The 22,827-nt window shown below is 67.1% G+C and carries 21 protein-coding genes; 14 read left to right on the top strand and 7 right to left on the bottom strand.

All coding sequences use genetic code 11. From position 1 onward, the window contains the following. The first annotated feature begins 1 nt into the window (after position 1). Both ASD94_RS21975 and ASD94_RS21980 read left to right on the top strand, forming a co-directional pair. Positions 2–1,522 carry a hypothetical protein gene (locus ASD94_RS21975; RefSeq protein WP_056647880.1) on the top strand — a complete coding sequence of 507 codons (1,521 nt, stop codon included), beginning with the start codon at positions 2–4 and terminating at the stop codon, positions 1,520–1,522. 78 nt (positions 1,523–1,600) lie between these two features. After that, entirely contained in the window at positions 1,601–2,311 is a 711-nt protein-coding gene (locus ASD94_RS21980; RefSeq protein WP_056647881.1) for a phosphoglycolate phosphatase, read from the top strand. Between the two features lie 46 nt (positions 2,312–2,357). On the opposite strand, the gene ASD94_RS21985 is transcribed toward ASD94_RS21980, so the two are convergent. Both ASD94_RS21985 and ASD94_RS21990 read right to left on the bottom strand, forming a co-directional pair. Continuing rightward, positions 2,358–4,007, bottom strand: coding sequence for a methyl-accepting chemotaxis protein (locus ASD94_RS21985; RefSeq protein ID WP_056647883.1), 1,650 nt, complete (start codon positions 4,005–4,007; stop codon positions 2,358–2,360). A 287-nt stretch (positions 4,008–4,294) separates the two neighbouring features. Beyond that, a complete protein-coding gene (locus ASD94_RS21990) occupies positions 4,295–4,882 on the bottom strand; it encodes a chalcone isomerase family protein (protein WP_056647886.1) in 588 nt (195 codons plus the stop codon). A 362-nt stretch (positions 4,883–5,244) separates the two neighbouring features. On the opposite strand from ASD94_RS21990, the gene trpE reads away from it, so the two are divergent. From trpE to ASD94_RS22025, 8 genes are all read left to right on the top strand, one after another. Next, positions 5,245–6,744 carry an anthranilate synthase component I gene (gene trpE, locus ASD94_RS21995; RefSeq protein WP_056647889.1) on the top strand — a complete coding sequence of 500 codons (1,500 nt, stop codon included), beginning with the start codon at positions 5,245–5,247 and terminating at the stop codon, positions 6,742–6,744. Next, the gene (locus tag ASD94_RS22000) at positions 6,741–7,088 is read left to right on the top strand and encodes a chorismate mutase (protein WP_056647892.1); all 348 of its coding nucleotides are present in this window, start codon (positions 6,741–6,743) and stop codon (positions 7,086–7,088) included. The genes trpE and ASD94_RS22000 overlap by 4 nt, the downstream gene beginning before the upstream one ends. After that, positions 7,085–7,672, top strand: a complete 588-nt coding sequence (locus tag ASD94_RS22005; RefSeq protein WP_056647895.1) for an aminodeoxychorismate/anthranilate synthase component II — start codon at positions 7,085–7,087, stop codon at positions 7,670–7,672. The genes ASD94_RS22000 and ASD94_RS22005 overlap by 4 nt, the downstream gene beginning before the upstream one ends. Then, positions 7,669–8,340, top strand: coding sequence for a LysE family translocator (locus ASD94_RS22010; protein ID WP_056647898.1), 672 nt, complete (start codon positions 7,669–7,671; stop codon positions 8,338–8,340). Before ASD94_RS22005 ends, ASD94_RS22010 begins: the two co-directional genes overlap by 4 nt. 17 nt (positions 8,341–8,357) lie before the next feature. Next, complete coding sequence (gene trpD, locus ASD94_RS22015) at positions 8,358–9,395, top strand: anthranilate phosphoribosyltransferase (protein ID WP_056647900.1); 1,038 nt, start codon at positions 8,358–8,360, stop codon at positions 9,393–9,395. A gap of 20 nt (positions 9,396–9,415) precedes the next feature. Beyond that, a complete protein-coding gene (locus ASD94_RS23905) occupies positions 9,416–9,568 on the top strand; it encodes a hypothetical protein (protein WP_200954264.1) in 153 nt (50 codons plus the stop codon). Continuing rightward, the gene (gene trpC / locus ASD94_RS22020) at positions 9,558–10,361 is read left to right on the top strand and encodes an indole-3-glycerol phosphate synthase TrpC (protein WP_056647904.1); all 804 of its coding nucleotides are present in this window, start codon (positions 9,558–9,560) and stop codon (positions 10,359–10,361) included. The genes ASD94_RS23905 and trpC overlap by 11 nt, the downstream gene beginning before the upstream one ends. A 70-nt stretch (positions 10,362–10,431) precedes the next feature. Next, on the top strand, positions 10,432–11,148 hold the full coding sequence (locus tag ASD94_RS22025; RefSeq protein ID WP_056647906.1) for a uracil-DNA glycosylase: 717 nt from the start codon (positions 10,432–10,434) through the stop codon (positions 11,146–11,148). Between the two features lie 16 nt (positions 11,149–11,164). On the opposite strand, the gene ASD94_RS22030 is transcribed toward ASD94_RS22025, so the two are convergent. Next, on the bottom strand, positions 11,165–12,076 hold the full coding sequence (locus ASD94_RS22030; protein ID WP_056647909.1) for a LysR family transcriptional regulator: 912 nt from the start codon (positions 12,074–12,076) through the stop codon (positions 11,165–11,167). A gap of 150 nt (positions 12,077–12,226) precedes the next feature. Here ASD94_RS22030 and ASD94_RS22035 point away from each other — a divergent pair, with 150 nt between their 5' ends. Both ASD94_RS22035 and ASD94_RS22040 read left to right on the top strand, forming a co-directional pair. Then, positions 12,227–13,210 carry a tripartite tricarboxylate transporter substrate binding protein gene (locus ASD94_RS22035; RefSeq protein ID WP_056647910.1) on the top strand — a complete coding sequence of 328 codons (984 nt, stop codon included), beginning with the start codon at positions 12,227–12,229 and terminating at the stop codon, positions 13,208–13,210. Positions 13,211–13,357: 147 nt separating this feature from the next. Beyond that, positions 13,358–14,959, top strand: coding sequence for a gamma-glutamyltransferase family protein (locus ASD94_RS22040; protein ID WP_056647912.1), 1,602 nt, complete (start codon positions 13,358–13,360; stop codon positions 14,957–14,959). Positions 14,960–15,043: 84 nt separating this feature from the next. On the opposite strand, the gene ASD94_RS22045 is transcribed toward ASD94_RS22040, so the two are convergent. From ASD94_RS22045 to ASD94_RS22060, 4 genes are all read right to left on the bottom strand, one after another. Then, complete coding sequence (locus ASD94_RS22045) at positions 15,044–15,949, bottom strand: DMT family transporter (protein WP_235510734.1); 906 nt, start codon at positions 15,947–15,949, stop codon at positions 15,044–15,046. Then, positions 15,946–17,109 (bottom strand): tRNA preQ1(34) S-adenosylmethionine ribosyltransferase-isomerase QueA, encoded by a 1,164-nt coding sequence (gene queA, locus ASD94_RS22050; RefSeq protein ID WP_056647913.1) that lies wholly within the window; start codon positions 17,107–17,109, stop codon positions 15,946–15,948. Before queA ends, ASD94_RS22045 begins: the two co-directional genes overlap by 4 nt. A gap of 90 nt (positions 17,110–17,199) precedes the next feature. Beyond that, positions 17,200–18,156 carry a 1-phosphofructokinase family hexose kinase gene (locus tag ASD94_RS22055; protein ID WP_056647921.1) on the bottom strand — a complete coding sequence of 319 codons (957 nt, stop codon included), beginning with the start codon at positions 18,154–18,156 and terminating at the stop codon, positions 17,200–17,202. A gap of 3 nt (positions 18,157–18,159) precedes the next feature. After that, positions 18,160–19,440 (bottom strand): HD-GYP domain-containing protein, encoded by a 1,281-nt coding sequence (locus ASD94_RS22060; RefSeq protein ID WP_056647923.1) that lies wholly within the window; start codon positions 19,438–19,440, stop codon positions 18,160–18,162. Between the two features lie 111 nt (positions 19,441–19,551). Between ASD94_RS22060 and recG the strand changes: the two genes are divergently transcribed. Beyond that, positions 19,552–21,711 (top strand): ATP-dependent DNA helicase RecG, encoded by a 2,160-nt coding sequence (gene recG / locus ASD94_RS22065; RefSeq protein WP_056647926.1) that lies wholly within the window; start codon positions 19,552–19,554, stop codon positions 21,709–21,711. A gap of 38 nt (positions 21,712–21,749) precedes the next feature. Continuing rightward, positions 21,750–22,715 (top strand): LysR substrate-binding domain-containing protein, encoded by a 966-nt coding sequence (locus ASD94_RS22070; RefSeq protein WP_056647929.1) that lies wholly within the window; start codon positions 21,750–21,752, stop codon positions 22,713–22,715. Positions 22,716–22,827: the final 112 nt, after the last annotated feature.

Here is a 22,827-nt window from a genome sequence, read left to right on the forward strand (position 1 = left end):
CATGAACGCCACCCTCGCCACCTTGCTGGCAGCCGTCGCCAGCGCCGCAGTGACCGTGGCGGCTGAGGCCGCCCCACAGCCATCTTCCAACGCCCAGGGCAGCGCCATCGTGGTGCAAGACCAGGCCAGCCTGCGCGCCGCACCCCGCGACGGCGCCCAGCAGCAGGCCAGCCTGTGGCAGGGCGAAGTGCTCGAAGTGCGCGGCGAGCGCCTCGACTATTTGCAGGTGTGGGACCACAAGCGCGAGCGCGGTGGCTTCATCCGCGCCAGCGATGTGCGCCGCGTGGCCCTGACCGAGACCGAAGGCCCCGCGCTGCTGGCCGTCATGCGCTTTGTGCAGGACACGCCGGGCGCCGAGGCGCTGGGCATTGGCCTGACAGCCGCCTACCTGCAAGCCGCGCCTGCCAAGGCTTTGGCTGGCGTGGAGGGCGCGCAGGCCTTTGATGCGCTGGGCACTTTTGCCGATCGGCTGGCCCGCCGCGCCTCGGTGGCCGCGCCGGGCAAGGCGTCAGGCGCCACGCTGTCCGCGCACCTGGATGTGGTCAACGGCTACGGCGTGCGCTTTGCCACCTACGAGGTCGAAGGCCGCATGCAGGTCTGCTACGAGGGCGAGGCCTTTCGCCGCCTGCTGGCCATGCCCGTGGCCGATGCTGAGCAGCGCGCCCGCGCCGCCCTGGCGCTGACCCGCCCCGAGTGCATCAACCCCGACCTGCCTGCGCACGAGCGCGCCAAGGTCACCACCTGGCAGGCTGACGTGCTGGAGCGCGTGGACGTGGCCAATCTGCCCGGCTACCTGCGCAACCGCGTGCAAATGCGCCGCGCCAGCGTGTGGGGTGCTGCCGCCTTTCAGCAGGCACGCAAGAACGCTGCCGACCCAGCGGTGGCCGCTGCCGCTGCGCGTGCCCTGACGGAACTCAGTGGCGTGAGCAAGGCCGAGCTGCCCGACGAAGACCTGGCCGCTTACAACGACGCCGCCATGCGCGTGAGCGCCGTGCGTTGGGCCTTGGTGCCGGCGGTGGCCCCTGTGGCAGCCGTAGGTGCCCGCCCCACACTGCTGACCGAACCCGGCGCCCCTGGCGAAACCTGTGTGCTGCTGGTGGACGCGCAGCACAGCGCCCAGGCCCCGCTGCTGCGCCGCTGCACCTACGGCGTGGTATGGGCCGCATCAGCCAGCACCAACCGCGAAGGCACGGCCGTGGCCCTGGCGGCGCAGCCGATGGAAGGCTGGCGCGAGCTGTGGGTGCTACGCAAAACCGAAGGCGGTTGGCTGGCCGATGTGCTGCCACCCGCCGCCGCCACGCCCGAGACCGGCGTGGCCGAATGGGCCGGCTGGGTGCCTGGCGGCCAGCAAATGCTGGTGGCCCGCGAAGCCCGGGGCCAGGGCCGCTACCGCAAGAGCTTTGAAGTGGTGCGGCTGGAGGGCCTGACCACCGAGCGCGTGACCGGCGATGTGGCCGCGCTGCCCCTGTTCCAGCGCTGGCAAGACCCGGCATGGAAGCGCGAAACGCTCAGCTTGCGTTGAATGAAGCGAGGTAGGCAGGGGGAGGATTTGACGGGGTCCGTAAACTTGGCCCCGTCTCTTTCACTGAATGCCTGTTTCATGCCCGCTGCCGTTACGCCTTTGCTGTCCACCTTGCTCGCCCGTGTGGACGCCGCCATCATCGACCTGGACGGAACCATGGTGGACACCATGGGTGACTTCAATGAGGCCTTGAACCGCATGCTGCGTGAACTGGAGCTGCCGTCGATTGCGGCCCAGACGATCGAGCACATGGTGGGCAAAGGGTCGGAACATCTGTTGCGCTCAGTGCTGCATCACGTGCTGGTGCAGGTCAACCATGCCTCCATTGCTACGGAAATTGAAGCGCTCTACCCTTCTGCCTGGGCCAGCTACCAGCGCCACTATCTCGCCATCAATGGTCAGTACGCCGGGGTGTATGACGGCGTGAAGGCGGGGCTGCAGGCTTTGCAGGGCCGGGGCCTGCGGCTGGCGTGTCTGACCAACAAGCCCCGGGACTTCGCGCTGCCCCTGCTGCAGTTGAAAGGCCTTGACGGGTATTTCGAGAAGGTCTTCGGTGGCGACTCGTTCGAGCGCAAAAAGCCAGACCCGTTGCCACTGCTCAAGACCTGCGAAGCCTTGGGCATAGACCCCGCGCGCACGCTCATGGTGGGCGACTCCAGCAATGATGCGCAGGCCGCGCGGGCTGCCGGGTGTCCGGTGGTGCTGGTCACCTACGGCTACAACCACGGCCAGCCCGTGCGGGCTGTGAATGCCGATGGTTTTGTGGATTCGCTGGCGCAGCTGACCTGAGCTTGCCTGGTCGGATTGCGGATTGCGGATTGCGGGGTGCTGGCGTTCAGGCGGTCAGCTGGCGCGGCGCCACGTTGCGATAGTCCAGACGCGATGCTGCGGGGGCGCTGCTGCGCACTGGGGCGGGTGCGGAGCTGTTGTGGCGCGTGGCGTTGTCCGAAAGGCGGAACACCGCCACGGCATCCACCAGCTGGCCGGCCTGGGTTTTGAGGCTGTCGGCGGCTGCGGCGCTTTGTTCCACCAAGGCAGCGTTTTGCTGCGTGGCCTGGTCCATCTGCGTGATGGCCTCGCCGACCTGTGAGACGCCCTGGCTCTGTTCGCTGCTGGCGGCGCTGATCTCGCCCATGATGTCGGTCACGCGGCGGATGGCGCTGACCACCTCGGTCATGGTGGCGCCGGCTTTGTCCACCAGGGCGGTGCCACGCTCCACGCGTTCCACGCTGGTTCCTATCAGCCCCTTGATCTCCTTGGCGGCCTCGGCGCTGCGCTGCGCCAGGCTGCGCACCTCGCCCGCCACCACGGCAAAGCCCCGACCCTGTTCGCCCGCGCGCGCAGCCTCGACGGCTGCGTTCAGCGCCAGGATGTTGGTCTGGAAGGCGATGCCGTCGATCACGCTGATGATGTCGGCGATCTTGCGGCTGCTGTCGTTAATGCCCTTCATGGTGTCCACCACCTCTGCTACCACGTCGCCGCCTTGCTGGGCGACGGTGGATGCGCTCATGGCCAGCTGGTTGGCGGTGCGGGCGTTGTCGGCGTTCTGGCGCACGGTGGAACCCAGTTCTTCCATCGATGCGGCCGTTTCTTCCAGCGCGCTGGCCTGCTGTTCGGTGCGGGCACTCAGGTCGTTGTTGCCTGTCGCGATCTCGGCGCTGGCCGTGGCCACGCCTTCGGCGCTGTAGCGTACGTTGCCCACGATGGTGGCCAGGCGTGATTGCATGGTGGCCAGCGCCTGCAGCAACTGGCCGGTCTCGTCGTTGCCGCTGGCGGCGATAGGGTGCGTCAGGTCGCCATCGGCAATGCTTTCGGCGGCGTGCTGGCCCTGCTGCAAGGGGCGCACGATGGAACGGGTGACCGTAAGGCCCATCAATGCGCCGAGCGCCACGGCCACCAGTGTGCCCACGCCCAGCAGCACCTGGCTGGCCTTGGCCAGGGTGGAGGTGTCGGCCTGGCTTTCGGCCAGCTGGGCGGCCATGGTCTTGCGCAGATCGTCCAGCGACTGCAGGTATTTGTCGGCCAGTGGGCGCAGGTCCTTGTCTACCAGAGCGGGCACGTTGGGTTCGCCACCGCGGTGCAGTTCCCGGATTTCGTTGAGCTTGTCGTTGTAGGCCTGCCGGGCCGTGGCAATCACGGCCAAAAGACCCTTGGCCCGGTCGCCTTGCACCAGGGCTTCAATGCGCTTGACCTTGGCTTCCATGCCCTTGGCCGTCGCCTGGGTGTCGGTGGTGAGCTTGTCCATGTAGTCGCGGTCGATGGCCTTGAGGAAGGCCTCGGTGCGCACCCAGTTCAGGCGAATGTCTGACGCCCAATCTTCCACCAGGGTCTGCTGCTCGATCTCTTGCGTGGCGACGCGCTCGCTGGCGCTTTGCAGGCTGGCAATGCGCCACATACCCGTGGCGGCGATAAGGGCCGTGATGAGCAGGATGGCGCCAAACGATGCGCCCAGGCGCAGGCCGACGGAGAGGTGGCTGAGTTTCATGGTGGTGTCTGGCGCGAAAGGTGTCTGGGGCGGAGGAGGATGTGTGACAGACGGCTCGCAGCGGTGCGCGGATAGCGCGAAAAGCTCGGTTCAGCCGTGACCTCGCATGCCGCGGATGGCGCGCAGTGCAAGGTCCGTTGTTACGTCAAGAGAACAAGGGGTGAAAAAAGGGGCGATCAGAAAGGTGCCATGGATCGGGCAAAGGCTACTCCCCGGTAGGAGGGGCGTCTGTCGGGCGTGCGACAGCGCCGAGCCGGTGAGCGTCGGGGTTTGCCCGGTGTCCAGAATCAGGCGGGCTTGCCGAGCAAGGCGTCCTTGAGCTTCCAGTCCGCCGGTGCGTTGCCCAGCCAGATGCCCAGCAGTGCATTGAAGAACTCAGGCTCCTTGAAGGGCTCTCCCTGCGGCTTGCCCTTGACGGTGATGATGGTGCCCGTGCCGGGAATCCAGTCGATCTGGAACTGGTCTCCCGCCACCAGCTTCTTGTGGTCCGAGAAGATCTGGCTCATGCGCAGCACGCCGGGGATGAGTTTGGAGAACGCCGCGCGGTCCATGTTGTCCTCCATACCGCGCGAGAACAGTTTGCCCAGTTCGGTGGAGTCGATTTCGCGCAGCATGGTGATGCTCAGGCGCTTGGGGCCCTTCTGGGCCATGATTTCGGCGGGTGTGCTGGCTTTCTTTTCGAGGTACAGGCCGGCCGTGTACACCTTGAACACGGCTTTGTAACGAACCCCGGCGCCATTGAGCTGAAGGCTGCTGCCACTCAGGCTCGCCGTCTCTTCATACTTGATGTCGGCCACGGTGATGGGCTGGGCAATGGCACTGGTCGCCAACAGGCATGCCACTGTTGCTGCGGCACATCGCTGGAGAAACTTCATGTGCAACTCCTAAAAAAAGAACGATCGTTCGTTTCAAATTGTTGCAGTGCTCCTGGGGGCACGCAACAGGGTTTTCGAGTGGTTGTGTGATCTCGCGTTGCGGGGCGTCAAATCGGGTCGCCAAAAAAGCTTTGCTACACTTTGGCCCATGTTCATTCACCACGTGTTCATCACAGGTTGCAGCGACCGGGGAGCCTGGCCCTGGCGTCAGCCTGTCGCTTTGAACGCCTGATGGCACCTGGGCAGCCGCCCCAGCGTGCACCCGTGGCCTCCGCCCCGATGCGGTGAGGCCGATTGAATGGACCGCAGCGCCCCGCTTTCATGCACAGGGACACGCGCTGCGACAGCTGGGAGCTTTCCCCGTGATCACAGAACTTGAATTCAAAAGCCTGGCCAGCGAAGGCTACAACCGCATTCCGCTCATGGCTGAGGCCTTTGCGGACCTGGAAACCCCGCTCTCGCTCTACCTGAAGCTGGCGCACACCAAGGACGGCGGCAAGCACAGCTTCCTGCTCGAATCGGTGGTGGGCGGCGAGCGCTTCGGGCGCTACAGCTTCATCGGCCTGCCCGCACGCACCTTGCTGCGCGCCAGCGGCTTTGGCGACCAGGCCAAGACCGAGGTGGTGACCGACGGCCAGGTGGTCGAGACTGCCCAAGGCAACCCGCTCGATTTCATCGAGGCCTACCAAAAGCGCTTCAAGGTGGCCCTGCGCCCCGGCTTGCCGCGCTTTTGTGGCGGTCTGGCGGGCTACTTTGGCTACGACGCGGTGCGCTACATCGAGAAAAAGCTCGAAACCACCTGCCCGCCCGACACACTGGGCTGCCCCGACATCCTGCTGCTGCAGTGCGAGGAGCTGGCGGTCATCGACAACCTCTCGGGCAAGCTTTACCTCATCGTGTATGCCGACCCGGCCCAGCCCGAGGCCTACGCCAAGGCCAAGAAGCGCCTGCGCGACCTCAAGGAGCAGCTCAAATATTCGGTGAGCGCCCCCGTGGTCAAGGCCACCGAAAGCCACCCCGCCCAGCGCGACTTTGCCAAGGCCGACTACCTAGCCGCCGTGGAGCGCGCCAAGGAGCTGATTGCCGCCGGTGACTTCATGCAGGTGCAGGTCGGCCAGCGCATCCACAAGCGCTACACCGAGTCGCCTTTGTCGCTGTACCGCGCCCTGCGTTCGCTGAACCCGTCGCCGTACATGTACTTCTACGACTTTGGCGACTTCCACGTGGTGGGCGCCAGCCCTGAGATCCTGGTGCGGCAGGAAAAGACCGATGAAGGCACCAAGGTCACCATCCGCCCCCTGGCGGGCACCCGCCCACGCGGCGCCACGCCCGAGAAGGACAAGGCCACCGAGGTCGAACTCATCAACGACCCCAAGGAACGCGCTGAGCACGTGATGCTCATCGATCTGGCACGCAACGACATCGGCCGCATCGCCAAAACCGGCACCGTGAAGGTGACCGAGGCCTTTGCGGTGGAGCGCTACAGCCACGTGATGCACATCGTGAGCAACGTGGAGGGCATCCTGCACGACGGCATGACCAGCATGGATGTGCTCAAGGCCACCTTCCCCGCCGGCACACTCACCGGCGCGCCCAAGGTGCACGCCATGGAGCTCATCGACCACCTCGAACCCACCAAGCGCGGCCTGTATGGTGGCGCCTGTGGCTACCTGAGCTACGCGGGCGATATGGATGTGGCCATTGCCATCCGCACCGGCATCATCAAGAACGGCACACTCTACGTGCAGGCGGCTGCGGGTGTGGTGGCCGACTCGGTGCCCGAGCTGGAGTGGAAAGAAACCGAGCACAAGGCCCGCGCACTGCTGCGCGCTGCCGAACTGGTCGAGGAGGGCCTGGAATGACGACCCGCACCCCCCAAGCCATCGAGAAGGTCAAACCCTGCGCCTCCATGCAGGACGTGCGCCGCGAAGTGAACGCGCTGGACGACGTGCTGGTGCCCCTGTTGGTGGAGCGCGTGGGCTACATGACCCAGGCCGCCCGCATCAAGCAAGGCGTGGAACAAGTGCGCGACGAAGCCCGCATCGAAGCCATCGTGGCTCGCGTGCGCGAACGTGTCCAGGCCGAAGGCGGCGACGCCGATGTGATGGAAGCCATCTACCGCAGCCTCATGGAAGCCTGCATTGCCTATGAACACCGCGAGTTCGTCCGTCTGCGCGAGCCCGCCCTTGCTGGGAGCGCCGCATGACAAAACTCTTGATGGTCGATAACTACGACAGCTTCACCTACAACATCGTCCAGTATTTTGGTGAACTGGGCGCCGAGGTAGAGGTGTTCCGCAACGACGAGATCACCGTGGCTGAGATCGAGGCGCGACTGAATGCTGGGCAGCTTGACCGCCTGGTGATTTCGCCCGGTCCATGTTCCCCCGCCGAGGCCGGCATCTCGGTCGCCGCGATTCAGCACTTTGCCGGCAAGCTGCCCATCCTGGGCGTGTGCCTGGGCCACCAGGCCATTGGCGCAGCCTTCGGCGGCACCATCGTCCGCGCTCAGGAGTTGATGCACGGCAAAACCAGCGTCATCACCACCACGCAAAAGGGCGTGTTTGCCGGGCTACCCGAGCAGTTCACCGTCAACCGCTACCACTCGCTGGCCATTGAGCGCGCCACCTGCCCCGATGTGCTGGAGGTGACGGCCTGGACGGATGACGGCGAGATCATGGGCGTGCGCCACAAGACCCTGGCGATCGAAGGCGTGCAGTTCCACCCCGAAAGCATCCTGACCGAACATGGCCACGCCATGCTGAAGAACTTTCTGGAGCAGCGCGCATGAACTTCATCGACGCCCACCAGCTGGTGATGTTCATCGCCGCAGGCTGGTTGCTCAACCTCACGCCCGGGCCTGATGTGCTCTACATCGTGACCAACGCGCTCAAGTCCGGCACGCGCGCGGGCATCGTGGCGGGGCTGGGCATCACGGCCGGGTGCTTTGTGCACATCTTTGCGGCTGCCGTGGGCGTGGGCGCACTGCTGGCCGCATCGGCCACCGCGTTCACCGTGCTCAAGTGGATTGGTGCGGCGTACCTGATGTGGATGGGCGTGCGCATGCTGTTGTCCAAGCCCGGGGCCGATGGGGGCAACAGTGCAGCGCTGGCGGCAGCTCAGGTGGCCCCTGCGCAGCACACGCCGCTTTCCAAGGTGTTCCTCGGCGGCTTCTGGACCAATGTGCTCAACCCCAAGGTAGCGATTTTCTTCCTGGCCTTTGTGCCGCAGTTCATCGCGCCGGGCGCGGACAACAAGGCGCTGGCCTTTGTGCTGCTGGGCGTGCTGTTCAACCTCAACGCCATCCCCGTCAACGTGGGCTGGGCGCTGGCCGCGTCGTGGATGGCGCGCCGCGCCGGGGTGATCCAGCGCGGCATGCACTGGCTGGACCGCGTGGCGGGAGCCATGTTCATCGGCTTCGGGCTCAAGCTGGCCTTCACAGACCAGCCCTCTGCTTAAATACCAGGAGACATTCCATGCCCATTACCCCCCAGGAAGCGCTGCAGCGCACCATCGAGCACCGCGAAATCTTCCACGATGAGATGCTGCACCTGATGCGGCTCATCATGAACGGCGAGCTCTCGCCCGTCATGACGGCGTCCATCATCACCGGCCTGCGCGTGAAGAAGGAGACCATCGGCGAGATCACCGCCGCCGCGCAGGTGATGCGCGAGTTCAGCACCAAGGTGCACGTCAAGGACGCGACCCACATGGTGGACATCGTGGGCACGGGCGGCGACGGTGCCAACACCTTCAACATCTCCACCTGCTCGATGTTCGTGGCCGCCGCTGCGGGCGCCAAGGTCAGCAAACATGGCGGGCGCGGCGTGTCCAGCAAAAGCGGCAGCGCCGACGTGATGGAAGCCCTGGGCATCCATATCAACCTGAAACCCGAGCAGATCGCCCAGTGCATTGCTGAAGTCGGCATCGGCTTCATGTTCGCGCCCAACCACCACCCGGCCATGAAGAACGTGGCCCCGGTGCGCAAGGAACTGGGTGTGCGCACCATCTTCAACATCCTGGGCCCGCTCACCAACCCGGCGAGTGCGCCCAACATCCTGATGGGCGTGTTCCACCCCGACCTCGTCGGTATCCAGGTGCGCGCGCTGCAGCGCCTGGGCGCCGAGCATGCGCTGGTGGTGTATGGCCGCGACGGCATGGACGAAGTGAGCCTGGGTGCCGCCACACTGGTGGGTGAGCTGAAAAACGGCCAGATCACCGAGTACGAAATCCACCCCGAGGACTTTGGCCTGCCGATGGCGAGCAACCGAGCGCTCAAGGTCGAAACGCCCGAGCAGTCGCGTGAGATGCTGATCGGCGTGCTCAAGGGCGAGCCCGGCGCCGCGCAGGACATCGTCTGCCTGAACGCTGGCGTGGCCCTGTACGCCGCCAATGTGGCCGACTCCATCCAGGCCGGCATTGCCAAGGCACGTGCCGCGATTGCCTCCGGCGCCGCGCTGGCCAAGCTGGAGCAGGTGGTCACGCGCACGCACGCGCTGGCGGCAGAGGTCTGATACGACGGCCTGACGTAGCCATGTGGCACGACCCTGGCACCTGGATCGCACTGGGCGTCTCTGCCCTGTTCATCGTGGCAGGGGTCGTGCTGCACCGCGTGTTCACCCGTATTCTGAAACAGGGCTCCGCCGAGCCCATTGAAACCGACAAGGCAGCCCACCATGAGCAGTGACATCCTCAACAAGATCGTGGCCGTCAAGCACGAAGAAGTGGCCGCCGCCAAAAAGCGCCTGCCGTTCGATGCCATGCGCGCCGATGCCGAGAGCCGTGTGCTCACCCGTGATTTCGAAGGCGCGCTGCGCGCCAAGATCGCCAAGGGCCAGGCGGCCGTGATTGCCGAGATCAAGAAGGCCAGTCCCAGCAAGGGCGTGCTGCGCGCCGACTTCGAGCCGGCCGAGATCGCCCAGAGCTACATGGAAGGCGATGGCAAGGTCAGCGCGGCCTGCCTGTCGGTGCTGACCGACCGGCAGTTCTTCCAGGGCCAGCCCGACTACCTGAAGCAAGCCCGCGCCAGCACCTTGCTGCCCGTGCTGCGCAAGGACTTCATGGTGGACGCATACCAGATCTACGAATCGCGCGCCATGGGCGCCGACGCCATCTTGCTGATCGCGGCCAGCCTCGACGACGCGCAGATGAAAGACTTTGAAGCCATTGCCCGCAGCCTGGACATGGCGGTGCTGGTGGAGGTGCATGACCGCGCCGAGCTGGAGCGCGCGCTGAAGCTCAAGACCCCGCTGGTCGGCATCAACAACCGCAACCTGCGCACGTTCGAAGTCACGCTGGACACGACCTTGGGCATGCTCAAGGACGTGCCCGCCGACCGCCTGCTGGTCACCGAGTCGGGCATCCTGAAGCCTGCCGACGTGAAGACCATGCGCGACGCGGGCGTTCACGCCTTCCTGGTGGGCGAGGCCTTCATGCGCGCCGACGACCCCGGCCTGGCGCTGGCCAAGCTGTTTGCTTGACAGTGGGTAATCACTATGTTTTTGATAGCTGCTGGCGCATATATCACCTGCGCTATCAGCCCATTTCGCCATGAATCCCTCTGAAATGCCCGTCACGCAACTCCAGACGGCCCAACCCGCCGACTGGCCGGTGGCCCCTGGCTGGCAGCCCTTGGTGGACGTTTTTTTTGCCGGCGTGCGTGGGCAGGCACTGCTCGCGTTTTTGCAGGCGCGGCTGCAGGCGGGGGCTGCGATCTTTCCGCCCCAGCCGCTGCGCGCGCTGGAGCTGACGCCGCCCGAGGAGGTGCGTGTGGTCATCCTGGGGCAGGACCCGTACCACGGTCGGGACCAGGCCGAGGGGCTGGCGTTTTCCGTCGCGCCGGGCGTGCGCCTGCCGCCCTCGCTGCAGAACATCTTCAAGGAAATGCAGCGCGACCTGGGGGTGGCGTTTCCCCCGTTCCCCAACCCCGGCGGCAGCCTGGTCAAGTGGGCCAAAAACGGCGTGCTGCTGCTCAACACCTGCCTCACGGTCGAAGAGGGCCAGGCCGCCAGCCACGCAGGCAAGGGCTGGGAGGAGTTGACCGACACCGTCATCCGCCATGTGGCCGAGGGCCCGCGCCCGGTGGTGTTCATGCTCTGGGGCGCGCACGCCCAATCCAAGCGCGCGTGGATTCCCACCGATCGGGGGCACCTGGTGCTCACCTCCAACCACCCCTCGCCCCTGTCGGCACTGCGCCCGCCGGTGCCTTTCATCGGCAACGGGCATTTCAGCCAGGCGCGGGATTTCCGCCAGCAGCACGGCTACTGAGCGGCCTTGCTTCCCCTCACCAGGGGCTGGGCAGCCGCTCCTTGAGCAACTCCAGAAACGCCTGCGCCGCCACCGGCAGGCTGCGCCCGGCCAGGGTCTGGATTTCGATGTCGCGCAGGTCCATGCCGGGGTCGCTGATGGGCAGGGCCACGATGGCGCCTTCGGCCACCAGGTGGCGCACGGCGATCTCGCTGGCCACGGACAGTCCGCCGCCCAGCTGCACAAAGTTGACCACCGTCTTGGCGTGGTTGCTGATGAGCACGGCTTCGAGCTGCAGGCCCTGGCGGCTGCAGACGATGTCGATCATCTGGCGCACCGTGGTTTCGGCCGGAGGCAGGGCCAGCGGGTAAGCGGCCATCTGCGCCAGGGTCACGCTGCCTGCGCTGGCCAGCGGGTGGCCGGGCGGCAGCAGGGCCAGCACCGGGGCGCTCTGGCGGTAGGCCACGTCGATGTCCTTGTGCGGCGCGCGGCTGAAGCACAGGCCGATGTCGGCCACGCCGCTGCGCACGGCGTCAGGCACCTGGGCCGTGGGCAGGGCGATCACGCTGAACTGCACCCCGGCGTAGGTGCGCTGGAACTCCACACACAGGCGCGGCACCAGCTCGTTGGCAAACGCGTCGGACGTGGCCAGGCGCACCTGCCCGGCCCGCAGGCCCTGCAGCGCACCGATCTCGCCCAGCGCGCGTTCGGCGTCCAGCACCGTGCGGCGGGCGTGCACCGCCAGGATCTCGCCCGCCGCCGTCAGCACCATGCCGCGCGGGTGGCGCTCGAACAGGGGCGTGCCCAGCTGGGCCTCCAGCCCCGCGATCTGGCGGCTCAGTGCCGAGGCGGCCACATGCAGACGGGCCGAGGCTTCGGTCAGCGAGCCGCTCTGCGCCACGGCCAGAAAGTAGCGCAGGGTGGTGTCTTGCAGCAGGTGGGGGCGCATGGGGGAAGGGGCAGGGGGAAGCCCGCAGTATGCGTCGGTTTGCCGTGGTGGCAAAGCCGGTTGCTGAAATGCTGGTGGTCAAGCAAGGCGTAGCTTCCTAAGATGGTTCCATCCTTTGTTGTGTCCGATGTCTTTGCGGGAGTGCTCTGTATGCGTCTACTTTCCTGGGGCCGTGGTGTCTGGGGCCTGGCCGGCCTTTTGGTGCTGGCATCTGCCGCGCACGCTCAAGCGAATTGGCCGGACCGCCCTGTGCGGGTGATCGTGCCCTTCCCGGCCAGCGGCGCGACCGACCTGGTGGCGCGCGTGGTCACGCAGCGCGTGGCGGCCGACCTGGGCCAGCAGCTGGTGGTGGACAACAAGCCCGGCGCGGGCGGCACCCTGGGCACGGCCGAGGCGGCCAAGGCCGCACCCGACGGCTACACCCTGCTGCTGACCACCAGCAGCACGCACGCCATCTCGCCCCACCTGATGCCCAAGCTGGCCTACGACCCGCGCAAGGACTTCACGCCCGTGGCCCATGTGGCCGACGCACCCAGCGTGCTGCTGGTCACCAACTCGCTGCCGGTCAAGACCGTGGGCGAGCTGATTGCCTACGCCAAGGCCCACCCTGGCAAGCTCAACTACGCCACCAGCGGCAACGGCACCATCGTGCACCTGAACACGGCCGCCTTCAGCGCGCAGGCGGGTGTGGAGATGACCCACATTCCTTACAAGGGCACGGCGCTGGCCATCCCTGATCTGATCGCCGGGCAGACGCACGTGCTGTTTGACTCGCTGCCCACCGGCATGCCCCATGCCAAGGCCGGACGCCTGCGCGCCATCGCGGTGACCAGCGAAAAGCGCAGCACCCTGGCGCCCGAGCTGCCCACGCTGGCTGAGTCCGGCCTGCCCGGCTACTCGTCGGTGACCTGGTTTGGTGTGTACCTGCCCGCTGGTGCACCACCCGCGCTGGTCGAGAAGGTGCACAAGGCCTTTGCCAAGGCCGTGCAGGCGCCCGAAGTGGCCGAGAGCCTGGCCAAGCTGGGCGTGGAGCCCGCTGCGCCGCGCACGCCCGCGCAGTTCGCCAGCATGGTGCAGGCCGACAGCAACCGCTGGGCGGCGGTGATTCGCCAGCACAAAATAAATATTGATTAACCCCCCCTGAGTTGCCTTCGGCGCCTTCCCCCCAGGGGGACGATGCCCTCGGTGCGGGGCGGCCCTTCCTCGGCGTCTCTCGCCTGCGGCATGCCTGATCTACCCATGTCTGGCCCACCGGACATGGGCCCTGGAGACACACGCTTTATGAATTCCAATTCCCTCGACTGGTCCCTTCCCTACGCCTCCAACCGCAGCGCGGTCATGGGTCGCAACGTGGTCTCCACCTCGCAGCCGCTGGCGGCGCAGGCGGGCCTGCGCATGCTGCTGGCGGGTGGCAATGCGGTGGATGCCGCCATTGCCGCCGCCATGGCGCTCACGGTGGTGGAGCCCACGGGCTGTGGGCTGGGCAGCGACGGGTTTGCCATCGTGTGGGATGGCAAGGAGCTGCACGGCCTGAACGCCTCGGGCCGCTCGCCGGCAGCATGGACGCCTGAATACTTCGAGAAGCTGGGCGGCATCCCTGAAACCGGCTGGAACGCCGTCACCGTGCCGGGCGCCGTGTCGGCCTGGGTGGCGCTGTCCAAGCGCCTGGGCAAGCTGCCGTTTGCGCAGCTGGCGCAGCCCGCCATCGACTACGCGCGCAATGGCTTTCCGGTGTCGCCCACCATCGCCCGCCTGTGGGCGCTGGGCGCGGCCAAGCTGGGCACGCAGCCCGGGTTTGCCGAGTGCTTCATGCCGAATGGTCGGGTACCTCAGGCAGGTGAAATCTTCCGCAGCGAAGCCCATGCGCGCACGCTGGAGCTGATCGCCGAGACCGAGGGCGAGGCCTTCTACCGTGGCGTGATTGCCGAGCGCATCGCCGCGCATGCGCAAGCCAACGGCGGCGCCATGACGATGGCCGACCTGGCCGCACACCAGGCCGACTGGGTGGGCACCATCCAGCAGCGGTTTGGTGAGTCGGTCATCCACGAGATACCGCCCAACGGCCAAGGCATTGCCGCGCTGATGGCGCTGGGCATGCTCGATGCACATGGCATTGGCAAGCACCCGCTGGACGATGTGGAAACCGTGCACGCCAGCATCGAGGCCATGAAGCTCGCGTTTGCCGACCTGCACCAGTACAACGCCGACATCGACGCCATGCTGGTGAAGCCCGAAGTCCTGCTGAACCCCGACTACCTGCGCAGCCGCGCGGCGCTGATCGACACCACCCGCGCGGGCGACCCCGGCTACGGCGCCCCGCGTCCCGGCGGCACGGTGTACCTGGCGGCAGCCGATGCATCCGGCATGATGGTCTCGTTCATCCAGTCCAACTACATGGGCTTTGGCTCGGGCGTGGTGGTGCCCGGTACGGGCATCAGCCTGCAGAACCGGGGCCACGGCTTTAACCTGACTCCGGGCCATGCCAACCAGGTGGCGCCGCGCAAGCGCCCCTCGCACACCATCATCCCGGCCTTTGCGATGCATGCCGACGGCACGCCGCAGATGGCGTTTGGCGTGATGGGCGGCCCCATGCAGAGCCAGGGCCACACCCAGATGGCGCTGCGCGTGCTGCGCTACGGCCAGAACCCGCAGGCGGCGGCCGATGCGCCCCGCTGGCGCGTGACGGGCGGCAAGGGCGTGGCGGTGGAGCCGGGCTTTGACCCCGCCGTGGTCGCCGCGCTGCGCGCACGTGGGCACGAGGTGACGGTGGAAGAGGGCAACGGCGTGTTCGCCTTTGGCGGCGCCCAGCTGGTGCTGCGCAACGGCAACAGCTACATCGCAGGTTCGGACCCGCGCAAGGACGGACACGCGGTGGCGTTCTGATCCATCCTCAGATGGCGAGTGTGGTGCTATTGAATGGATAGCTGCTCAGGCATATTGCACTAGCGCTATCGGCTGTTTTGGTGCTTAACGTGTCTCGCGCACGGTCAGCCAGGCGCTGGCTGCGCCGCTGAGCACGATGGCCGCCATGCCCGCCAGCGACCATGCGTCCGGCACATGGCGGTACACCAGCCAGCCCGCCAGCATGGCAAACCCGATCTGTGAATACAGAAACGGCGCAATCGTCACCGGCGTGGTGCGCGCATAGGCGTTGAGCAGCAGCATGTGGCCCACCGCACTCGACAGGCCCATGGTGAACATGCCCGCCCACATCCACGGGTCGCTCACTGGCTGCCAGAAGAACGGCACGCCCAGCGACACCAGCGCGGTGGCGATCCAGCTGGTGTAGAGCTGCGTGGTGGCGGGGCTCTCGTGCCCGGCCATCTTGCTGCTCAGCACCTGGTAGCCCGTGCCCGCAGCCAGCATGCACAGCGGCCACAGCAGCGCCCAGGTAAAGGCCTCGCCGCCTGGCCGGATGATGGCGAGCGTGCCCGCCAGGCCAGCCACCACCAGCAACCAGCGCAAAGGGCTCACAGGCTGGTGCAGCCACAGAGCCGCCACCACCGTCACGCACAGCGGCACCGTCGCCACGATGGCCGTGAACTCCGCCAGCGGCAGGGCCGTGAGGCTGATGAAGCCGAACAGGCTGGTCATGGCGAACAGCGCACCGCGCAGGGCCTGGAAGCGGGGTTGTGTGGTGCGCAGCGCAGAGCGCCCCGCGCGCTGCAGCACAAAGGCCGTGGTCAGCAGCGACTGGAACACATAGCGCATCCACAGCGCCATGACGATGGGCACGCCCGCGCTGACCAGCTTGCTGGCGGTGTCCAGCAGCGCAAAGAACGCGCAGGCCACCACGGCCAGCGCGATGCCTGCCAGCGCCGCACGCCGGCGGGCTGCAGGGCTGGTGGACAACGCAGGGCCTGGGGGGCTCACGGCGTGCTGCGTGCGCGCTCCAGCAGCATCGCGTCCCCATAGCTGAAGAAGCGGTACTGCTGTGCAATAGCGTGCCGGTACAGGCCCATGATGTGGGCGTAGCCCGCAAACGCGCTCACCAGCATCATCAGCGTGCTCTTGGGCAGGTGAAAGTTGGTGATGAGCACATCCACCACCTGGAACGCAAAGCCCGGCGTGATGAAGATGTTGGTGTCGCCCGAGGCCTGACCGGTCTTGGCCCACGACTCCAGCGTGCGCACGGTGGTGGTGCCCACGGCCACCACGCGGCCGCCGCGCTGGCGGCAGCGCTCCAGCGCAGCCAGCGTGGCCAACGGAATCTCGTACCACTCGCTGTGCATCTGGTGCTCGGCCAGGTTCTCGGTCTTGCAGGGCTGGAAGGTACCTGCGCCCACATGCAGCGTGACGCTGGCGCGCTCGATGCCGCGCGCGGCCAGGTCGGCCAGCACGCCATCGTCAAAGTGCAGCGCGGCCGTGGGCGCGGCCACGGCGCCGGGGTTGCGGGCAAACACGGTCTGGTAGCGCTGGCTGTCTTCGGCCTCGTCGGGGTCGTGGTCGCCGTTCTGGTGGCGCTCGATGTAGGGCGGCAGCGGCAGGTGGCCGTGGCGGTCCATCAGTTCCCACGGCGATTCGCCCGCCGGGCCGTGCAGCGCAAAGCGGAACAGCGGGCCGTCCTCGGTGGGCCAGCGGCCCAGCAGCTGCGCGTCAAAGCCGCCCGCCTGGCGGCCTCCGGCCATGTGCACCACGCTGCCGGGCAGGGGCTTCTTGCTGACCTTCATGTGGGCCACGACTTCGTTACCCGGGTTGCCCGCCTCGGCGGGTAGCACGCGTTCGATCAGCAACTCCAGCTTGCCGCCGCTGGCCTTCTCGCCAAAGATGCGCGCCTTGACCACGCGCGTGTCGTTGAACACGAGCAGATCCCCTTCGCGCAGCAGGCCGGGCAGCTCGCGGAAGATGCGGTCCACGGGCTGCATGGCGCGGCCGTCCAGCAGGCGCGAGGCGCTGCGCTCGGGCGCTGGGTGCTGGGCAATGAGTTCGGGGGGCAGCGAGAAGTCGAAGTCGCTGAGGGTGAACACGCGGGGTGTGGAAGGGCTGCCGGAGGCGAGGGGCGCATTGGCTGCGCCGCTGGAGAGATCAGTCATCGTGCTTGAGGGCCGAACGGGCCCGTGCCAAGGTAAAAATTGCGGAAGGCGCGATTGTCCCACGGGGCTGCAGGCCCTGCAGGCGCGGTGCTAGGGCGGGGTGGAGAACGCCACCGGCGCGGGCACGCTGCGCACCAGCCGCTGCACGTCATCGGCCTGGGCCAGTGTGGTGCCCGGGTGCAGCAGCGCGGCGGCGCCCGCCGCCACGCCCCAGCGCAGCGCCTCGGCAGGCGCATCGCCCCGGTCCAGCGCCCAGACCAGCGCGGCCAGAAAGCAGTCGCCCGCACCCGTGGTGCCGGTGGTGGCGGACACGTTGAGGGCGGGGGCTTGCCATACCCCCTCCCGTGTGGCCAGCACGGCGCCTTGCTCGCCCACCGACAGGGCCACGGTATCGGCCGCGCCGCTGCGCACCAGCGATTGGGCGGCCGTGCACCAGTCGGCGGCGTGCTCCAGCGGCTGTTGCAACAGGTCGCGCAGCTCGCGCAGGCTGGGTTTGACCAGCGCCACCCCGGCTTGCAATGCCGCCGCCAGCGGCGAGCCCGACGTGTCAACGGCTACCCGCACGCCTTGGCCGGATACAGCGCGTACCAGCTGGGCATAGAAGTCGTCCGGCGTGCCGGGTGGCAGGCTGCCGCTGGCAATGAGCCAGCGGGGTGGTGGGGTGTGCGCCGCCAGCGCGTCCAGGCAGGTCTGCCACTCGCTGGCCTGCAGCGTGGGGCCGGGCAGCACAAACCGAAACTCCTGGCCCGTGGTGGTTTCGACCACCGAGAAGTTCTCGCGTGTGTCGCCCGCAATGCGCTGCAGCTGCGTGGGCACGCCCTCGTCGGCCAGCAGCTGCTGCACCTGCGTGCCCGCCGCACCGCCCGCCAGGGCCCAGGCGCACACGTCCGCGCCCAGGCGGTGCAGCACCCGCGCCACGTTGATGCCGCCGCCGCCCGCAAACCGCCGCACCGGGCCACAGCGCAGCTTGTGGGTGGGGGCCACGTGGTCGGTGGTGGTCGCCAGGTCGAGGGCGGGATTGAGCGTCAGCGTGATCAGTGCAGGCATGGGCTACCAGACCTTGTCGGAGAAGCCGGACCATAGTTCGTCCAGGTCGGGAAAGCGCCACTTCTCGGGGTCTTCGCGTGCCACGATCTTTTCGGAGCAGTCCGGGGCGGCCAGGTTCACCACCTCGGGTGGGATGCGCAGGTCGGACTTGGTCGAGAAGAACACCTTGACGATGGGGGTGGTGAGTGCGGTGGGCGATTGTTCCGTCACGATCCCGATGCGGCCCGAGGTCAGCCGCACCAGCGAGCCCACGGGGTAGATGCCGATGCTTTTGACAAACGCCTGGAAGATGCGTGCGTCGAAATGGTCCTTGGTCCACTCGGCCATGCGCCGCAGCGACTCGGCCGGGTCCCAGCCGCGCTTGTAGGGCCGGTCGGAGGTGATGGCGTCGTACACGTCGCAGATGGCCGTCATGCGGGCGATCACGCTGATGCCGTCGCCCAGCAGCTTGTCCGGGTAGCCCGAGCCATCCACTTTCTCGTGGTGGTGCAGGCAGGCGTCCAGCACTGCGTCGGGCACGTTGCCGCCCTCCTTGAGCATGTGGTAGCCCTCCACCGGGTGGCTGCGCACCACGGAGAACTCCTGGTCGGTGAGCTTGCCGGGCTTGTTGAGCACGGTCAGCGGGATGGCGGCCTTGCCTAGGTCGTGCAGCAGGCCTGCCATGCCAGCGAGCCGTTGCTGGTCTTCCTTGAGCTTGAGCTGCTTGGCCAGCGCCACCATGAGCGCGCACACGGCCACCGAATGCATGTAGGTGTAGTCATCGGCCGTCTTCAGCCGTGCCAGGCTGATGAGCGCGCCCGGGTTGCGGGTGACGGAGTCCGAAATCTCCTCCACCAGGCTTTGCGCACCTGCCGAGTCCACCGCACGGCCCATGCGGGCCTCGTTGAACATCGAGACCACGGCTTCTTTGGACTTGACGCAGATGGCGGCGGCCATCCTGAGCTCGCTGTGCATGTCCGCCGGTTTGCGGTCTCGCTTGGGCGGGAGGGGCGGGGAGGGCAGCTTCACCTTGATGGGGGGCAGGTCCTCCAGGCGGCTGAAGTCGGTCTCGATCTGTGCGTCCACCTCTTCGCGCGACATCGAGGCGGTGCCCACGGCCACATCCAGGCCCTTGTCGGTATCGATCCATATTTCCTGGATGGCCGTGGCCTGGATGCTGGCCAAGTCCTTGGGGTCCTTGAGCAGGAACTTGGCCCGCCAGAAGGGGTGGTCCATCCACGAGCCGCAGAACTCGTGCAGGTACATGCCCAGGGTAAGGTGTTGGATGTGGATGCGCTTGAGCATGGCAATGGCCTGGGACTCGAAAACACGCCCTGATCAGACGTTAGCAATGGTAACCATGGTAGCCTTTTCAGGCTGCGATTTCCGCACGTTTTCCCTAGCAATTTGCTCCACATGTCCGTCGTCCCCCCAGTCCTCGCCAAAACCAGGGCGCCCGCTGCCGCACCGGCAGCGCGCAGCCCGGGTGCAGCCTCGGTGGCACAAAAGGCGCTGCAAAAGCTTGGCTTGCGCCGTGACATCGATCTGGCGCTGCACCTGCCCCTGCGCTACGAGGACGAAACCCGCATCACCCCGCTGGCCAACGCACGCGACGGGCAGATGGTGCAGATCGAGGCCACGGTCACCGCCAGCGAGGTGCAACTGCGACCCCGCCGCCAGCTGCTGGTGCAGGTGGAGGACGACACGGGCAGCTGCGAGCTGCGGTTTTTCAGCTTCTATCCATCGCACCAGAAGACACTGGCCGTGGGCGCGCGCCTGCGCATCCGGGGCGAGGTCAAGGGGGGCTTCTGGGGGCGGCAGATGTTGCACCCGGCGTTTCGTGTGGCCGGGGGCGAGCTGCCCGCAGCGCTGACGCCGGTGTACCCCACCACGGCCGGGCTGCCCCAGCCCTATCTGCGCCGCGCCGTGGTCAGTGCGTTGACGCGGGTGGACCTGTCGGACACCCTGCCCCCCGGCACCGAGCCACCGATGGCCCGGATTTATGGCCCCAATGGTCTGCAGCGCCGGTTCAGCTTGCGCGAGGCGCTCACTTTTTTGCACCACCCCACCCCCGACGTGGCCTTGTCCACGCTCGAAGACCACAGCCACCCCGCCTGGCAGCGTCTGAAGGCCGAGGAGCTGCTGGCACAGCAGCTCTCGCAATACCAGTCCCGCCGCGAGCGTGACCGCCTGCGTGCCCCGGTGCTGCGCCCGCAGCCCTCCAAGGAGGGCGCGCTGCCCCTGCACGAACAGCTCTTGGCCGTGCTGCCGTTCGACCTGACCGCCGCCCAGCGCCGCGTGGGCGAAGAGATTGCCGCCGATCTGGCCCGCCAGGTGCCCATGCACCGCCTGCTGCAGGGCGATGTGGGCTCGGGCAAGACCGTGGTGTCTGCCCTGGCCGCCTGCCTGGCCATGGATGCGGGCTGGCAATGCGCGTTGATGGCACCCACCGAAATCCTGGCCGAGCAGCACTTCGCCAAGATGATCGGCTGGCTGGAGCCGCTGCTGGCCGCGCGCGGCCGCAAGGTGGCCTGGCTGGTGGGCGGGCAAAAGAAGAAGGACCGCACCGCCATGCTGGCGCTGGTGGCCAGCGGCGAGGCCGCGCTGGTGGTGGGCACCCACGCCGTGATCCAAGAACAGGTGCAGTTCAAGAACCTGGCGCTGGCCATCATCGACGAGCAGCACCGTTTTGGCGTGGCGCAGCGGCTGGCGCTGCGGCAAAAGCTCGCAGCGCACGGCATGGAGCCGCACATGCTCATGATGAGCGCCACGCCCATCCCGCGCACCCTGGCGATGAGCTACTACGCCGACCTGGACGTTTCCGTCATCGACGAGCTACCCCCTGGCCGCACGCCCATCGTCACCAAGCTGATTGCCGATAGCCGCAAGGACGAAGTCATCGAGCGCATCGGCGCGCAGGTGGAATCGGGCCGGCAGGTGTACTGGGTGTGCCCGCTGATTGAAGAAAGCGAGGCGCTCGATCTCTCCAACGCCACCGCCACGCATGCAGACCTGAGCGAGGCCTTGCCGGGCTGCATGGTCGGCCTGCTGCATTCGCGCATGCCCACCGCCGAGAAGAAAGCGGTGATGGCCCTTTTCACCAGCGGCCAGATGGGTGTGCTGGTCAGCACCACCGTGATCGAAGTGGGCGTGGACGTGCCCAATGCCTCGCTCATGGTCATCGAGCATGCCGAACGCTTTGGCCTCTCCCAGCTGCACCAGTTGCGCGGCCGGGTGGGGCGGGGCGCGGCGGCATCGGCCTGTGTGCTGCTGTACGCCACCAACGACAGCGGCCGCGTGGGCGAAACCGCCAAGGAGCGCCTGCGCGCCATGGCCGAGACCAACGACGGGTTCGAGATCGCCCGGCGCGACCTGGAGATTCGAGGCCCCGGCGAGTTTCTGGGCGCGCGCCAGTCGGGCGACGCGCTGCTGCGGTTTGCCGACCTGGCGACCGACACCCATCTGTTGGAGTGGGCGCGCGAGCTGGCCCCTCAGATGCTGGACCGCCACCCGGATTTGGCCGCCAAACACGTGGCGCGCTGGTTGGGTGGAAAATCGGACTATCTCAAGGCGTGAGACGTTCACAACGCTGACGTGGCCCGCAGGAACACACCATGACCCTCACCGAACTCAAGTACATCGTTGCGGTGGCCCGCGAAAAGCACTTTGGCCATGCGGCCGATGCCTGCTATGTGTCGCAACCCACGCTCTCGGTGGCCATCAAGAAGCTCGAAGAAGAGCTGGACGTGAAACTGTTCGAGCGCAGCGCGGGCGAGGTGACCATCACCCCGCTGGGCGAAGACATCGTGCGCCAGGCGCAAAGCGTGCTGGAGCAGGCGGCGGCCATCAAGGAAATTGCCAAGCGCGGCAAGGACCCGCTGGCCGGGCCGCTCACGCTCGGCGTGATCTACACCATCGGGCCCTATCTGTTGCCCGAACTGGTGCGCCAGTCCATCACGCGCACGCCGCAGATGCCGCTGATGCTGCAGGAGAACTTCACCGTCAAGCTGCTGGAGATGCTGCGCACGGGCGAGATCGATTGCGCCATCCTGGCCGAGCCTTTCCCCGACACCGGTCTGGCCATGGCGCCGCTGTACGACGAGCCCTTCATGGCCGCAGTGCCCAGCATGCACCCGCTGGCGGCCAAGAAGTCGGTCACGGCGGCCGAGCTGAAGAACGAAACCATGCTGCTGCTGGGCGCTGGTCACTGCTTTCGCGATCATGTGCTGGAGGTCTGCCCCGAGTTCGCGCGCTTTGCGAGCAATGCCGAGGGCATCCGCAAGTCGTTCGAGGGGTCGTCGCTGGAGACCATCAAGCACATGGTGGCCGCCGGTATGGGCGTGACGCTGGTGCCGCGCCTGTCGGTGCCGCGCGACGCGCTGCTCACGGTGTCGCGCCGCCGCAAGAGCGACGAGACTTACATCCGCTACCTGCCCATCCGTGAGGAAGACGGGGGCCCGCCGCCCATGCGCCGCGTGGTGTTGGCCTGGCGCCGCAGCTTCACGCGCTACGAGGCCATCGCGGCACTGCGCAATGCCATCTATGCGTGCGAGTTGCCGGGCGTGACCCGGCTGACCTGAGCGGGCCGTCTGGCATCGACGGGCTGCAGGGAATCGGCGCTACACTCGCGCCGCCCCTGTGCTGGCCCACCCGGCCTGCGCAAGCCGGGTATGCATGTTCCGCAGCATCCGT

Origin of the sequence: Acidovorax sp. Root70 (genome assembly GCF_001428225.1) — a bacterium.
In the GTDB taxonomy this organism is placed as follows: Bacteria; Pseudomonadota; Gammaproteobacteria; order Burkholderiales; family Burkholderiaceae_C; genus Acidovorax.